We start from the raw sequence: 14261 nt of genomic DNA on the forward strand, positions 1-14261 counted from the left end.
ACCGATGACCGTCCTCACGGCCGACCGGCCGAAGTCCCCCGGCGCCCGCCGCCACAACCGCTACCTGGCCGGGCTGCTGACCGGCCGCGGCCTCACCGGCCTGGCCCTGGTCGGCGTGATCGCCCTGGCCGCCCTCGCCGCGCCGCTGCTCACCGACCTCGACCCGAACGCCCAGAGCGCGCTGGCCCTGGCCGGGCCGAGCGCCGCACACCCCTTCGGCACCGACGACCTGGGCCGCGACCTCTTCAGCCGGGTGCTGCACGGCACCGGCACCGACCTCGCGATCACCTTCGCCGCGGTGCCGGTCGGCGCCCTGCTGGGCTGCTCCTTCGCCCTGCTCGCGGCCTCGTCCCGGGTGGCCGACCTCGCCGTCCAGCGCGTCTTCGACCTGCTGCTCGCCTTCCCCGGGATCATCCTGGCCCTGGCCGTCACGGCCGTCCTCGGCCCCGGCCGCTGGCCGGTCCTGATCGTCATCGCGCTCGCCGAGATCCCGGGCTTCGGCCGCCAGCTGCGGGCCGGCATCCTCGTCCAGCGGGAGCGCGAGTACGCCCTGGCCGCCCGGGTCGGCGGAGCCTCCCGGCTCCGGGTGCTGCTGCGCCACGTCGTCCCCAACGCGGCCGACCCGCTGATCGTGCAGACCGCCGTCGCGCTCTCCATCGGCGTCTTCATCGAGGGCGCGATGAGCTTCCTCGGCCTCGGCGTCCGGCCGCCGGAGCCCACCCTCGGCTCGATCCTCAGCCAGTCCGTCGCCTACCTCTCCACCCAGCCCACGTTCGCGGCCGCCCCACTGGCCGCCACCACCGCCCTGGTCCTCGGCTTCACCTTGATCGCCGAGGCGCTGAACAAGGGAGTGCGCCGATGAGCCGCCCGGCGAGCCACCCGGAGCACGGCCCCGACAGCCACCCGGGGAGCAGTCCCGAGAGGGGCCCGGTGCTCCGGGTCCGCGACCTCATCGTCGAGTTCGGCGGCGCGGGGGAGGGAGCCGGAGCCGCCACCGGCCGGGGGGTCGGCGCCGTCCCCGAGGTCGGCGCCGTCCACGAGGTCCGCGCGGTCGACGGGGTCGGCTTCGAGCTGGCGGCCGGCGACACGCTCGGGCTGGTCGGCGAGTCCGGCTCCGGCAAGTCGACCACCGCGCTGGCCCTGCTGCGGATGCTGCCGCCGGGCGGCCGGATCACCGGTGGTTCGGTCGAGCTCGACGGCCAGGACCTCGCCGCGCTGCCCGAGCCGGCCCTGCGCCAGCTGCGCGGACGGCGGATCGCGATGATCTTCCAGGATCCGATGTCCTCGCTGAACCCGGTGCTCACCGTGGGCAAGCAGCTGGACGAGGCCCTGCGGGCGCACGGCACGGCGGACCGCACCGCGCGGGCCGCCCGGGCGGTCGAGCTGCTCGGCCTGGTCGGCATCCCCGACGCCGCCGGCCGGCTGCGCGACCACCCGCACCAGTTCTCCGGCGGCCAGCGCCAGCGGATCATGATCGCGCTCGCCCTCGCCCACGACGCCGAGGTGCTCGTCGCCGACGAACCGACCACCGCACTCGACCCGACCGTCCAGCAGCAGATCCTCCGGCTGCTGGCCCGGATCAACCGGGAGACCGGCACCGCCCTCGTGGTGATCAGCCACGACCTCGGCGTGATCGCCCGGACGTGCCGCCGGATCCTGGTGATGCGGGAAGGCCGGGTGGTCGAGCAGGGCCGGACGGCCGAGGTGCTCGCGGCGCCCCGGCACCCGTACACCAAGGAGCTGCTGGCCGCCGTGCCACGGCTGGACGCCCCCTCCGAGGCCGCCGCCAACAGCACCCCGGGCCCCGAACCGCTGCTCACCGTCAGCGGGGTGGGCAAGACGTACGGGCCGCGCCGACGGGCCGTCACCGCGCTGGACGGCGTCGACCTCGTCCTGCACTCCGGCGAGACGCTCGGGCTGGTCGGCGAGTCCGGCTCCGGCAAGTCGACGCTGGCCCGCGCGCTGGTCCAGGTGCACGCCCCCTCGGCCGGCACCATCCGGTTCCGCGGCCAGGAGTTCGGCCGCGGCGGCGGTGCCGCCGCCCGCCGCGAGGTGCAGATGGTCTTCCAGGACCCGTACGCCTCGCTCAACCCCCGGATGACGGTCGGGCAGATCATCGTCGAACCGCTGATCGCCCACGGGCTCGGCGACCGGGCGACCCGGGAGAGGCGGGTCGCCGAACTGCTCCGGCAGGTCGGGCTGGATCCGGCCACGGCCGACCGGCACCCGCGCGCCTTCTCCGGCGGCCAGCGCCAGCGGATCGGCATCGCCCGGGCGCTGGCGCCCGAGCCGAGCGTGCTGATCTGCGACGAGCCGGTCTCCGCGCTGGACGTCTCGGTGCAGGCGCAGGTGATCGAGCTGCTCGCCCGGCTCCAGCGCGACCTCGGTCTCGCCATCCTCTTCATCGCCCACGACCTCGCGGTGGTCCGGCAGGTCAGCCACCGGATCGCGGTGATGCACCGCGGCCGGATCGTCGAGACCGGCCCGGCCGACCGCGTCGTCACCGCCCCCGAACACCCGTACACCGCCGAACTCCTGGCCGCCGTCCCCCGGCTGGAGTCCGCCCCGCAGCTCGCCCCGCACCTCACCACCCGGAGCCCCGTATGACCAGCACCCCGGACCCGCACCGCCCCGCCGCGGACGCTCGCCCCGCCGAGGACGGCACCGGCACCGCCCCCGGCACCGCCGCCGACCCGCACCGCCGCGACCCCTACGCCGGGTTCCGCGGCACCGTCGGCCGCACCTTCGGCGCCTCCACCCCCGCCTGGCCGGAGCCGGTCCGCCCGCGCGAGGGCGCGCCCAACATCGTCGTCGTCCTGATCGACGACATGGGGTACAGCGACATCGGCCCGTTCGGCTCCGAGATCCCCACGCCCACCCTGGACGGGCTCGCGGCGACCGGCGTCAAGCTGGCCAACTACCACACCATGCCGCTCTGCTCTCCCGCCCGCGCCGCCCTCCTCACCGGCCTCAACCCGCACCGGGTCGGCTACTCCTTCGTCGCCAACGCCGACCCCGGGTTCCCCGGCTACGGCATGGAGGTCGCCGGGGACATCCCCACCCTCGCCGAGCTGCTGCACGACCGGGGCTACGCCACCTACGCCGTCGGCAAGTGGCACCTCACCCGGGACTCCGCCTCCAACGCGGCCGACAACCGTGCCAACTGGCCGCTGCAGAAAGGCTTCGACCAGTACTACGGCGTGCTGGAGGGCCTCACCAGCCTGTTCCACCCGCACCAACTCGTCCGCGACAACAGCCCGCTGGACATCGACGAGTTCCCCGAGGGCTACTACTACACCGACGACATCACCGACCAGGCGATCGCCATGGTGAAGTCGCTGCGGGCGCACGACGCCGAGAAGCCGTTCCTGCTCTACCTGGCGCACAACGCGGTGCACGGCCCGCTCCAGGCCAAGCCGGCCGACCTCGCCCGGCACAAGGGCCGGTACGACGGCGGCTGGGACGAGCTGCGCGCCGCCCGGTTCGCCCGCCAGCTCGCCGCCGGTCACTTCCCGCCCGGCACCGAGCTGCCCGAGCGCAACGGCGAAGCCGGTCACGACGTCGGCCCGTGGGACGAACTCACCGACGTCCAGAAGAAGGTGTACGCCCGCTACATGGAGGTGTACGCCGCCATGGTCGACAACGTCGACCAGAACCTCGGCCGGCTCACCGACACCCTCGCCGCGCTCGGCGAACTCGACAACACCATCATCGTGTTCACCTCCGACAACGGCGGCACCGGCGAGGGCGGCGCGGAGGGCACCCGCAGCTACTTCAGCCGCTTCGTCCACCACCCGAACCTGCCCGAGGACTGGAACCCCGACGTGGAGCGGGAGATCGAGCTGATCGGCGGCCCGCAGTCCCTCGTCCACTACCCGCGCGGCTGGGGCATGGCCTCCAACACGCCGTTCCGCCTCTACAAGGGCCAGACCTACGCGGGCGGCGTCCGGGTGCCGTTCGTGCTCTCCTGGCCGGCCGGGCTGCCCCGCGCCGAAGCCGACGGCGGGGTCCGCGCGCAGTACCAGTACGTCACCGACATCCTGCCCACCCTGCTCGAACTCGCCGGTGTCGAACGTCCGTCGGAGCGCGGCGGGCAACCGGTGCAGTCGCTCGACGGCATCAGCTTCGCCCCCGTGCTGCGCAGGCCCGGCGCGCCGTCCACCCACCCCGAGCAGTACTGCGAGATGACCGGCAACCGCAGCTACTACCGCGACGGCTGGAAGCTGGTCACCCTGCACCGGTTCGGCGCGCCGTACGACGACAGCGAGTGGGCCCTGTACGACCTGCGCACCGACCCGACCGAGATCCACGACGTCGCCGCCGACCACCCGGAACTGGTCGAGGAGTTGGCCGCCGCCTGGGAGGCCGCCGCCTGGCGCAACGGCGTGTTCCCGCTGGCCGACGGCAGCGGCGCCCTCGCCCTGCGCGGCCCCGAGGCCGACCGTCTCCGCCGGCCGGTCACCCTACTGGCCGGCACCCCCGAGCTGGAGCGCTACCGCTCCTCCCGCCTGATCTCCTTCCGCTCCTTCGCCGTCGAGGTCGAGCTGACCGCCCACGGCGCGGACGACCGGGGCGTCCTGGTCTCGCACGGCGACCAGGGCGGCGGCTACAGCCTCTACGTCGAGGACGGCCGGCTGCACTTCGCCTACAACCAGTACGGCGAGCTCTTCGAGGCCGACGGCGGCCCGCTCGCGCCGGGCGCCCGCCGGATCGCCCTGGAGGCCACGGCCGTGGCCGACCTCAAGTGGGAGTTCCGCATCCTGGTGGACGGCGCGGAGGGCGGCCGGCTCGGCCCGGTGCACCAACTGATCGGCATGGCGCCGTTCCAGGGCATCAGCGTCGGGATCGACCGCAAGTCCCCGGTCTCCTGGCCGGTGCACGAACGGCACCGCTCCTTCCGCTACACCGGCGGGCTGCACGCCGTCACCTACCTGCCCGGTGAGCCGGCGCCGTACGACCCCGAGACGGTCGTCCGGGCGCTGCGGGAGGCGGCGGCCGCGTTCGAGTAGACCGCCCGGGCCGGGTGGTAGGGGCGGCCCCTACCGCCCGGCCCGGCCGGCCTCAGCGACTGAAGAACGGGCAACGCCTCCATCCCCGGGGCGGGCGCGCAGGGCCCTGAGGTCCCTGTGCGGACGCCGCCCCGAGTCGGTGGTCCATCACCTGCGCGGGTTCACGCTCGAAGGTTCTTCGACCAGTCTCCCCGGGAGCGGTAGGCACGGCCGTCACCGATCTGCTTCATCCCACCGGGGAGGACGTCCCCGTGGTACGGGTACTGTTCCGTCACCGCCGCCAGCAGGAACTCGAGGAATCCGCCCTCGAAGAGATCCCACTCCCGCATCGAGTCGAACCTGGCGGCGACCGGCCATCGGTCCGGGTCGGGGCCCCGCATCAGCCAGAAGAAGTGGTCGGAGTTCCAGTTGTTCCCCCACTTCAAGAGGCCGCCCTCGGCCGGGAACAACGGATACGGGCACTCGTCGTAGTCCCCGTCCCGGTAGGCCTGGGCCAGCCAGGCACAGTATCCGTAGGGGTTCGTCGTGCCGTACAGGAATCCGGCGAAGCCGGGCGGCTCCCCGATCTTGGGACTGGGCGCTGCCGATGGTGTGTAGAGGTGGAGTTCGTCGCTGATGCTGACCATCCCGTACCGGTCGGCGAACGCCCGGTAGTCCGCCGGCAGTTGGAAACCGAGCACCTCCGGCCCCAACTCCCACGGGACGGGGACCACCCCGTCCAGAGGCGGCCCGATCACCGAGCCGAGCCGCTCCAGCATCTTCTCGATGCTCACGTCCACTCCCATCAGTCGTCCGTTCTCGCCCGGGGCTAGTTGCCCAGGGATACCAGGCCGTTCGGGCCGTACGTGCGGTTGTCCACGAATGTCCGGGCGGAGTCCGTGGTCGCCCCGGTGGTGGCGTCCCAGGCGTGGAGCGACATCGCCCACCCGTTCGGAACGGTGCTGCTGAGGCTGTTGTACTGCGGAAACACGTTGTACAGCACAGGGCCCCGGCCCATGACGTTCCCGGCTCTGATCTCGAAGGTCCGCATGCTGTTGGTGATCGTGCCGCCGGTTCGCTGGTTGGTGTTGGCCCCCCGCTGGAAGCACGGCGTCAGGTTCCGCTCGTCCGCTGTTCCGCCGGCCATGCGCGGTACGGAGTGACAGCGAGCGATGTCGGAATCCGAAGTGAACCCCAGGGTGGCCGCCCGCGCCTTGGCATCGGTCCAGCCCCGGATGTCGCCGTCCGCGGCCTGCCCCCTGCTGGAGCCGGGCGTGCCTTCGAGACAGGCATTGACGCCCTGGTTGCGGTTCTGACCGTCCGGCGGCAGGTAGCTGACCCACCCGCCGCCGTTCAGGGGTACCGCCCCCGTCGGCTCCAGATCCTTGCAGGTGGGGACGCGCCGGTCGGCGTTCTCCTCGGAGCCGGGGTTGCTGGGTGCCGGAGCGGGCTCCGGGGAGGCGGGTACTTCCTGAACCGTCGTGATCCCGTCGAGGGGGAGCGGTTCACCGTCGCGGTACGCGACGACCCCGCCGGATTCGAAGACCTCCGGGGCCAGCACGGGAGCCGGGGCCGGGGCGGGGGCGGGAGCCGGGGCGGGAGCTGGAGCCGGGGGTGCGGTAGCGGTGGGGGCCGGGCCCGGGGATGCGGTGGTGGCCGGTGCCGGTGCCGGTGCTGGAGCCGGGGATGCGGTAGTGGTGGGCGCCTGGACCCGTAGTGCCGTGTAGTGCCCGTTGGGCTTGCGGGCCAACCCGTCATACGGGAAGGCAGGGCTCGTGAGCACGGCCGCTTGCGCGGCCGGCAGCCGCCGGACGGCTTCGGGCGTCAGGTACGCCGTCCCCGGCCGCGTGTCGACGGTCGTACCGCTCTGCTGCCCGTACTGCTTCATGGCGGAGGTCTGCGGCTGCCGGTAGGGGCTGTCCGCCGTGTCGGCTTCCCGGCCCCCGGCCTCGTGGTCGCGCTCCGGCGGCGCGGGAGCGTCGCCGCCCTGATCCATCGTCACCGCCGGATCGGGCGGGGTCCGGGCCAGGCTCTGGAGGACCTCGGCCATCTCCTGGAGCAGCTGCTGGGTCTGGACCTGGAGCTGCTGGGACCTGGCCCTTGCCGTGGAGGACTTCTCCGCATTGGTCCTGGAAGCGGCGTTGAGCTGGGATTTCCGCGAGTTGAGCTGCGCCTCCTGCTGCCTGACCGCGCCCTCCTCGCCCTGGAGCTTGGCCTCCTCGGCCTTGACCTGGCTCTGTTCGGTCTGCAGCTGGGCCGCTTCGGCGTTGTAGCGGCCGACCGCGGCGGCCTGATCCGCGGGAGGCTTGGCCGCGTTGTGGGCGTCGATCTTGCCGCTCAGCGCCCTCGCGCGCGTGTTGTGGGCGTCGATCTCGCTGTTCACCGCGGCGGCCCTGGCGGACAGCGCGGTGTCGGCGCTCTCCACCTCCGCGGCTTCCTTGGTGATCCGCTCGGCCTCGGCGATCACCTCCCTGACCATCTGCTCGATTTCGGCCTCCGTCCGCTTCTGCGCCTCGACCTTCTGGGCGAGCGCCGGGGCGACGGCCGCGACGTCCCTGGGTTGGGCCAGGGCGGCCACGGTGTCGGGCGGGGCCATGACCGGCGTGTCGGCGGCAGCCCTCGTCACTGCCGTCGTGCCGACGAGCGGCAGCAGGAGCGCCAGCACCAGGGCGACGGCCCGCCCCACAGCCCGCCGGGGGCGGCCGGCCGGCCCGAGCGGGTTCGGGGTCATCCGGTCACCTTCTTGGTGAGCTCGTCGGCCACCTTCCAACTGGTCGCCTCGCCGTCACCCGCCTGGCACACGGAGACCTGCACCAGGCTCGTGCCCTTCACCCACGCCTGGTGATAGCAGGCCCAGCCCGCGCTACCCTCCTGCGCCGCCGTCCACGCCACCGCGACCTCAGTGCTGGGGCGCACCGTGTAGACCCACTTCGAGCTGCGGCCGGCCTGACCGGCGACCGTGGCCGACGGGCACTTGGCCAGGCCCTCGGTGAGCGTCCGGAAAGCGGCGCCGGCCTTCTCGGCCTCCGGGAAGACGCCGAACACCTGGTTCACGGTGTAGCCGCCGGTGCCCGCGGAGTCCTGGTAGGTCGCCGACAGGAACGCCTTCCACGCCTGCCCGTAGACCGCCTCTGTCGTCGGCCCCGCCGCGACGGCGCACTCCGACGGCGCCACGTCGAGCGGCGCGTGGGGCCGATCCGACTGCGGGCCGGCGACCACCGTCGTCCCGGCCAGCCGGCTGACGCTGTCAGCGCCGAGGAGCTGCGCCTGGACCGTCCCCGCGGCCACGTGCGGCGCACGTCCCGTGGGCTGCTGAGGCCACACCCACCACCCGATACCGGCCAGCACCAGGCAGGGGAGGAGAGCGGCCACGAGCAGCGGCCAGTGGCGCAGCACCCTGGCTCCCCGCCGCGTCGCCCGCACCCCGGGCGGTACCGCCGCCTCCGACGAAGGCTCCGCCCCCGGCCCCGCGACCGGTTGCGCGGCAGCCGACGCGGGTTGCGGTGTGCCTCGGCCCGGCGGTTGCGCCGGCGGCGCGAGGGCGGACGGTGCCGCGGCAGACGACGCGGCGGACGCCGACCCGACCGGGGCTGATGGCGGGAAGCCGCTGTCGCCGGGCCGGGGCGCCACCGCGTGCGGCGTCTGCTGCCAGGCGGGCGGTGTGGGCGTGGCTGGGTCCTGGTTCCCGTAGTGGTCCGTCATGGCGTCCTTTTCGTCACGGGGTTCGGGTCGGTGCTGTTCATCGGTGGCACGGGACGGGGAGGAGGAACACCGCGACCATCACGGCGGTGGAGGTCGGGCCGGATGCCCGGCACGGCCGGCCGGAGCTCGGCCGCGGCCATCGGCTCCCCCCGCGGTTCCTGGCCCAGCGACGCCACCTTGTCCGCCCAGCTGTCGCCGGTACGGCGTGAGCCCGACTCGTCGGCCACCACGCCGGCCGCCAGCCGGAGACCCCTTCGCCTCCGCCGTCGGCCCCCCTCCCGCACGTACGCGCACGGGCGTCACGAACGGGGCAGCCCGGCTCGGCCGCGCACGGGGAGGCGGGGGTCGCGGAACCTGCCATCCGCTGTCGATGCTGACGCGTCGCCGGACAACCGCACAGGTCAAAGCACCGGCCACGTATGGCCGGTGGTCAGGGCGAGGTCGCTACGGCCGCTTCCTCGCGGATGCGCGGGCCGCCTGAACGGCGGACACGCCCGGAGATTCGGTGCCGTGCCACCACCGGCACCCTTCTCGCGGGGCGGGGGAGCGCGACGGCCTGCTCGCCATCGCGATCATCGTCCTCGCGTAGCGCGTCGTCCCGCTCGCGCCGACGTACCCCGGCCTGGGCGGGGCGACGCGTTCGCTCGCCGTGTTCGAGTGCGCCGCCGACACTGATATGTCATGCTTTCGTCAAGGCATTTCGTCCCGACGAACAGGAGCACCCTGTGCGCATGCGGCAACGCCTCATCACGGCGGTCACCGCCTCGACCATCGTCGTCGGAGGCGCGATCACCCTCGCGCCTCCCGCCTCCGCCACCATCACCGGCTGCACCCAGAAGTACGTCACGGGCAGCGGCGGACACCGCGGTGCCGCCATCACCTGCAAGGGTGACGGCAGGTCGCGGTTCCAGGCCGCGATCACCTGCAAGCGTCTCGACAACGGCTACGAGTACCGCCACGACGGCCCGCCCGAGTGGGCCTGGCCGGGCGGTGGCACCTCCACTGTCTGGTGCGACCTCGGCGCCAACGTGATCCACGCCGCGTACGTCGCCCTTCCCTGACCTCGCGTCGCCGCCGTCGCCCGGAACTCCGGGCGACGGCGGCGGCCGTCCCGGACCCGCCCCAACAGGTTGCCCCGGTCCTTGCCGCAGCTTGACCGCAACCGGCCGGTTCCCATCGCTTCGTGCTGGTCCCGGGTCGGTGTTGTGCGCGCGCCGTGAGACGGTCGGATGCCTCCGAGCTGTGGCTATGCTGTGCGGTGGCCTTTGACGGGCCGTGCGGAACGGGGGGCAGCAGACCATGGGTGACACAGCGGGGCCGGGCTTCACCGCCCACCCGGAGGAGATGGACTCGGCGGCGGACGAGCTGACCGCCGCGGGCAACGACGTGGGGACGGTCCGCGAAGCTCCATGAGCGACAGCCTGTTGGCCGCGCTCGACGTCGAAGTCCTGCTGTGCTTCGGCCTGCCGGCGGACGGCGCGCACCGCTCGGCCCTGTTCGGGGACGGCGCGGTGGCCGCAGCCATCGCCTGCGACCGGCTCGGCGTCCTGCCGCGCGCCCTGGTCTTCCTCGGCGAGGTGGTCACGGCCGGCGGCACCCGGTTCGCGGCGGCCCTGCCCGAACCGCTGCCCGGCCCGGCGGCGCCGGTCTCCCGGGGGTGGCTGGAGGCGGCCGCCCTCGTCGTCCGGGACCCTTCGGGGGATCTGCTGGTCGCCCGCTGGCTGGAGGCCGTCGCCGCCGTGCTCGCCCTGCGGCTCATCACGCGGGAGGCCCGGTCATGACGCGGCGACGGGTCCTGCTCACGCTGGCCGGCATGCTGGTCCTCGTGGTCGCGGCGGGAGCGGCGGGCGTCCACCTTCTGACCCGGGGCCGGCTGACCTGGACTCCCTCGCGACCGCACTCTGCGTGAAGACCGACGACCTGCTGAAGGAATCGCCGCATCTGGCGCCGTGGTGTCCCGAAGTCGGGATCGCGCCCCGGCTCAGCGACGCCGAGCTGGTCGGCTGGCCGTGATGCAGGCCCTGCTCGGCTTCACCTCGGAACGCCGCTGGATCCGCCACGCGCAGGCGCACCTGCGTCACCTGTTCCCGTACCTGCCCGGGCAGTCGGGCTACAACTGGCGCCTGCGCAAGGCCGCCGACCTGATCGCTCGGATCAACCGCCTCCTCGCGGCCGACACCTCGCTGTGGACCGACACCGTGTGGGTCGTCGACTCCACACCCGTGGAGCGCTTGGCGCTCCCGCGAGACCGCCAAGCGCTCCGACCTGGCCGGCTGGGCCGAGTACGGCTACCGCGCCAGCCACCCCCGCACGCCGCCGCCTGCCCCGGCGTCCCGTTCCGCCCCCCCGCTCGGCAGCGGGGAGCAGCAGCACACCCGGCCGGCCGCATCCGCCGCAGGGAGACTCCCGGGGCCGCCGCGCTGCGGGAGGCCCAGGAGGAGACGGGACTGCACGGTTTCAAGATCGTGCGCAAGTTCGGCGAGACCGAATACGACGTCAGCCCGTACCGGTTCGGGATTCAGCACCGGCACGTCTTCCACCTGGAGCTCACCGAGCCCCCCGGAGCGGTGGCTGAGCCAGGAGGACCACGACGGCCAGGGCGAGCCCACCCACTTCGAGTGCTTCTGGATTCCGCTGGAGGCCGTGCACATCCTCCAGTCCTGGCAGGGCGCCCTGTTGGGACGCCTGACCGACTGATCCCGTCTGATCCCGACTGGTCACGGCGGCAACTGGAGGCAGCCGATGCACCGCGCCACCGAACGGGACCACGCGATCAGCCGGCTCTACCGGAGTCCGGAGCCCGGGGCGCCAGCACGGCGCTGTCGGTGATCGTCAGGCTGCGCGGGGAGACCTGTGCCACGGACCGAGAGTTCGGGGAACCCGGACAGTTCCAGCATCGGTCGGCATCCGTCACGTCAGAACGCTCCACAGCCCCGGGGCCGACCAGAGAGACCAGCTCACCGTCGCACCGTGACAAGATCCGAACCACGGGGGAGACGGCCCGCACCGCATGGTGTCGGCAGGAGTTGCTCAAGGCATCCCGGCCTACTCGTACCCGACCTCCTGTAACAGGTTTCAGGTGCCCATGATCCTCGCGAAAGTCGCCGGATCGGCATCGAAGCCGTAGACGCCGGGCTGGAATCCCCAGGCCCCCGAGCTGTCCCGGACGAACTCCGCGACCCTCGCCGCTGTTGCCTCGCCGGCGCCGGCGAAGTCCACAGCCGCGAACTCATCGCGCCCGTTCCGGATCTTCACCACGGGGTTCGCTATGTCCCCGAACGTCAGTCGGCCGGCGTTCTGTTGGATGGCGACGCCCACGACCACCCGGACGTAGCGGTCGGCCAGACGGTCGAGCTCCAGGACGAGGCGTTCGTCGACGCCGAGGCCCTTGCCGTCAAGGCTGTCCCGGGTGAGGGTGATCGTGCCGTCGGGAGCGCGGCTGTCGAAATGAACCAGGTAGGCGGGGGCGCCGGACGGGGCGGCGGTGGTGTACGTCGCGGCGACGAGGTCCAGATCGTGACGGGCCGAGCCTGCGGGACTCGGATCCCACAACAGGCCTACTTCGATCCGTTCCAGACCCTTGTTGAGACTGCTCACCGGACTGTCCCTTCGTCGTCGTACCGACCGGATTCGCGCTGTTGCGTACCAGCCCTTGGTGGTTAACAGCATTGCACGACTATGTAATTGACATACTATCAATACCAAGCGGGGCCTTGGGTCGAGGCGGGGGGTCCGCCGAAGCCCGTCCTGGTCGAGCCGCCGCCCGCGTTTCCGAAGACGGCGATGGTCGAACGCACCCGCCACCGGTACGCCGATGTGCACCGGCTGCTGGACCAGGGCTGGACGATCAGCGCGATCGCTCGCCCTCTGGGTCTGGACCGCAAGTCCGTGCGCAAGTTCAAGACCACCGACCTGGACCTCCTGCTCGTCTCGGCCCGCGACCGCCGCCCGAACGGTGTCCTGGAGCCCTTCAAGCCGTACCTCGACTCCCGCTTCGCAGCCGGGTGCACGAGCGGAACCCGACTGTTCCGCGAGATCGCCGAACGCGGCTACCGCGGCAGTGTCCAGGTCGTCCGCAAGCACCTCGCCGTGCTGCGAGCCGGCACCGCCGAGCCTGACCGCACGGCGGCCCCGAGCCCGCGCAAGATCGCCTCTTGGATCATGCGCAATCGAGACCGCCTCACCGCCGACGAGGTCGAGCAACTCGACCAGGTCCGGCTCGCCTGCCCAGACATCGCGCGGGCCTGCGACCTCGCCCGCGTCTTCCGTGACCTGGTCCGCAACCGCCGCGGCCAGCTCCTGCTCGACTGGATCCGCCAGGCCGAGCAGGATGCCCCCACTCCGATCCGCAGCTTCGCCGGCTTCCTCCGCCAGGGCCTCGACGCGGTAACCGCCGGCCTCACCCTCGAATGGAGCTCCGGCGTCGTCGAAGGCCACGTCAACCGCGTCAAGACGCTCAAGCGAGCCATGTATGGCCGGGCTTCGTTCCGGCTATTGAGGATCCGGATCCTCACCCGACCCTGAGTCGAGCCGACTACAGTCGCGAGGCCGCGTCTGCCCAGCGGACCCGGGGGAAGCCTCCATTGACGGCGTCTTCTTCGTACCAGCCTCGGCCGTCCAGCCACCTCCCAAGCCACTCAGCGAGGCTGCCTGCGTCGACGAACCACGCCCTGGATACGTCCTGGCCGCTGATCGCGTTGGGCTCGAAGAGCAAAACGGTTCCGTCATCGCTGCGGCAGTCCACGCACGCGAACATCGCGCAGCCCCAGTCCAGCACTGGCACAACCCCTTCGGGCCATGACCACCACGTGTCCGATCCTTCCGGAGGGATCCTGTCCAAGTACCCCTGCACCACCGAAGTCTCCCAGTCCGCGTTCGGCCCATCAGAGAGCGGCAGAACGGAGTCCGAGGGTCCGAAACCGCCGTTGCCCACCCTCCGGTAGAGCGCGGCGAGCAGGGGATGCAGGCGAAAGCCCAGCTTCCGCTCGGCCTCGGCCAGCTCTGCGGTGGAAACCGGAGATTGGAGCAGGTCACTCGCGGCCGACGCAGCCACAACTCGGCTGATCAACTCTTCGAAGTCGTTCACGGCCGCATCTTCTCCGATGCATCCGACAGATCAAGGACCGGGGCACCACCATCAGCGGTACTCACGCAAGCGCGGTCAGAGCCAAATTCGCCGATCCTCATCACGGGAGGCGGAACCGTCCCAGGCGGATACGCTGATGCGGCGCGGCGTCGAGGAACCTCCTGGTGCGCCACCACCAGAGCGCCTACGCCGTACCCATCGACGGCCCGCCGATCGCCCGCCCGCTACGGGCCAAGGGCGACTTCGGCGGAACCGGCAGCCTGCGCCAACTCTTCTCTCCCGCGCCTACGTCCCGCGCACCGGCCGGGTCCCCTCCCAGTCCGCCCTGGCGGACGCGATCGCCGCAATCGACGCCCTAGCCACTGACCGTCGCCTGGCCCCTCGCCGCGCTGCGCCCGGACATGCCGCGCCCCATTGGCAGTTCACCGGTGAACGCGGCACCGCCAAGACCACCGCCGCGCGCCTGCTGCCGCGCGCCCTCGACG

Annotated in this window: 13 protein-coding genes and 1 pseudogene; 9 read left to right on the forward strand and 5 right to left on the reverse strand. The window is 72.5% G+C overall.

All coding sequences use genetic code 11. The annotated features are described in order from the left end of the window. Positions 1 to 4 precede the first annotated feature (4 nt). Genes ACZ4UX_RS14425 through ACZ4UX_RS14435 form a run of 3 tightly spaced genes read left to right on the forward strand, consistent with a single transcriptional unit; the run spans position 5 to position 5009 of the window. Entirely contained in the window at positions 5 to 862 is an 858-nt protein-coding gene (locus tag ACZ4UX_RS14425; protein ID WP_352291310.1) for an ABC transporter permease, read from the forward strand. Beyond that, positions 859 to 2607, forward strand: a complete 1749-nt coding sequence (locus ACZ4UX_RS14430) for a dipeptide ABC transporter ATP-binding protein (protein ID WP_465706835.1) — start codon at positions 859 to 861, stop codon at positions 2605 to 2607. The genes ACZ4UX_RS14425 and ACZ4UX_RS14430 overlap by 4 nt, the downstream gene beginning before the upstream one ends. After that, positions 2604 to 5009 carry an arylsulfatase gene (locus ACZ4UX_RS14435; RefSeq protein WP_465706836.1) on the forward strand — a complete coding sequence of 802 codons (2406 nt, stop codon included), beginning with the start codon at positions 2604 to 2606 and terminating at the stop codon, positions 5007 to 5009. The genes ACZ4UX_RS14430 and ACZ4UX_RS14435 overlap by 4 nt, the downstream gene beginning before the upstream one ends. A gap of 161 nt (positions 5010 to 5170) precedes the next feature. Here the strand turns inward: ACZ4UX_RS14435 and ACZ4UX_RS14440 are convergent, their stop codons facing one another. Genes ACZ4UX_RS14440 through ACZ4UX_RS14450 form a run of 3 tightly spaced genes read right to left on the reverse strand, consistent with a single transcriptional unit; the run spans position 5171 to position 8384 of the window. Continuing rightward, entirely contained in the window at positions 5171 to 5782 is a 612-nt protein-coding gene (locus tag ACZ4UX_RS14440) for a hypothetical protein (RefSeq protein WP_465706837.1), read from the reverse strand. Between the two features lie 35 nt (positions 5783 to 5817). Next, entirely contained in the window at positions 5818 to 7719 is a 1902-nt protein-coding gene (locus tag ACZ4UX_RS14445; protein WP_465706838.1) for a DNA/RNA non-specific endonuclease, read from the reverse strand. Next, positions 7716 to 8384: a sensor domain-containing protein gene (locus ACZ4UX_RS14450; RefSeq protein ID WP_465706839.1), complete on the reverse strand. Its 669-nt coding sequence runs from the start codon at positions 8382 to 8384 to the stop codon at positions 7716 to 7718. The genes ACZ4UX_RS14445 and ACZ4UX_RS14450 overlap by 4 nt, the downstream gene beginning before the upstream one ends. Before the next feature lie 1037 nt (positions 8385 to 9421). Here ACZ4UX_RS14450 and ACZ4UX_RS14455 point away from each other — a divergent pair. From ACZ4UX_RS14455 to ACZ4UX_RS14475, 5 genes and pseudogenes are all read left to right on the forward strand, one after another. After that, positions 9422 to 9751 (forward strand): hypothetical protein, encoded by a 330-nt coding sequence (locus ACZ4UX_RS14455; protein WP_465706840.1) that lies wholly within the window; start codon positions 9422 to 9424, stop codon positions 9749 to 9751. A gap of 348 nt (positions 9752 to 10099) precedes the next feature. Then, complete coding sequence (locus tag ACZ4UX_RS14460) at positions 10100 to 10471, forward strand: hypothetical protein (RefSeq protein ID WP_465706841.1); 372 nt, start codon at positions 10100 to 10102, stop codon at positions 10469 to 10471. Further along, on the forward strand, positions 10468 to 10599 hold the full coding sequence (locus ACZ4UX_RS14465; protein ID WP_465706842.1) for a hypothetical protein: 132 nt from the start codon (positions 10468 to 10470) through the stop codon (positions 10597 to 10599). Before ACZ4UX_RS14460 ends, ACZ4UX_RS14465 begins: the two co-directional genes overlap by 4 nt. After that, a pseudogene (locus ACZ4UX_RS14470) lies at positions 10569 to 11000 on the forward strand (transposase family protein); the annotation flags it as partial. The gene ACZ4UX_RS14465 and the pseudogene ACZ4UX_RS14470, both read left to right, overlap by 31 nt. Then, complete coding sequence (locus ACZ4UX_RS14475) at positions 10922 to 11779, forward strand: NUDIX domain-containing protein (protein ID WP_465706843.1); 858 nt, start codon at positions 10922 to 10924, stop codon at positions 11777 to 11779. The pseudogene ACZ4UX_RS14470 and the gene ACZ4UX_RS14475, both read left to right, overlap by 79 nt. Here ACZ4UX_RS14475 and ACZ4UX_RS14480 read toward each other — a convergent pair. Continuing rightward, complete coding sequence (locus tag ACZ4UX_RS14480; protein WP_465706844.1) at positions 11766 to 12287, reverse strand: TerD family protein; 522 nt, start codon at positions 12285 to 12287, stop codon at positions 11766 to 11768. The two genes, ACZ4UX_RS14475 and ACZ4UX_RS14480, sit on opposite strands and share 14 nt — an antisense overlap. Positions 12288 to 12473: 186 nt before the next feature. Between ACZ4UX_RS14480 and ACZ4UX_RS14485 the strand changes: the two genes are divergently transcribed. After that, positions 12474 to 13214, forward strand: coding sequence for an ISL3 family transposase (locus ACZ4UX_RS14485; protein WP_465706845.1), 741 nt, complete (start codon positions 12474 to 12476; stop codon positions 13212 to 13214). Between the two features lie 10 nt (positions 13215 to 13224). Here ACZ4UX_RS14485 and ACZ4UX_RS14490 read toward each other — a convergent pair whose 3' ends face one another. Then, positions 13225 to 13776 (reverse strand): SMI1/KNR4 family protein, encoded by a 552-nt coding sequence (locus ACZ4UX_RS14490; protein ID WP_465706846.1) that lies wholly within the window; start codon positions 13774 to 13776, stop codon positions 13225 to 13227. Positions 13777 to 14261 lie beyond the last annotated feature (485 nt).

The sequence above is a fragment of the Kitasatospora sp. NPDC028961 genome, assembly GCF_055564815.1.

Coding starts and splice junctions, on each gene's coding strand:
- ACZ4UX_RS14430 (WP_465706835.1), top strand. CDS start 859: ATGAGCCGCCCGGCGAGCCACCCGGAGCACGGCCCCGACAGCCACCCG.
- ACZ4UX_RS14435 (WP_465706836.1), top strand. CDS start 2,604: ATGACCAGCACCCCGGACCCGCACCGCCCCGCCGCGGACGCTCGCCCC.
- ACZ4UX_RS14465 (WP_465706842.1), top strand. CDS start 10,468: ATGACGCGGCGACGGGTCCTGCTCACGCTGGCCGGCATGCTGGTCCTC.
- ACZ4UX_RS14445 (WP_465706838.1), bottom strand. CDS start 7,719: ATGACCCCGAACCCGCTCGGGCCGGCCGGCCGCCCCCGGCGGGCTGTG.
- ACZ4UX_RS14425 (WP_352291310.1), top strand. CDS start 5: ATGACCGTCCTCACGGCCGACCGGCCGAAGTCCCCCGGCGCCCGCCGC.
- ACZ4UX_RS14455 (WP_465706840.1), top strand. CDS start 9,422: ATGCGGCAACGCCTCATCACGGCGGTCACCGCCTCGACCATCGTCGTC.
- ACZ4UX_RS14460 (WP_465706841.1), top strand. CDS start 10,100: ATGAGCGACAGCCTGTTGGCCGCGCTCGACGTCGAAGTCCTGCTGTGC.
- ACZ4UX_RS14485 (WP_465706845.1), top strand. CDS start 12,474: ATGGTCGAACGCACCCGCCACCGGTACGCCGATGTGCACCGGCTGCTG.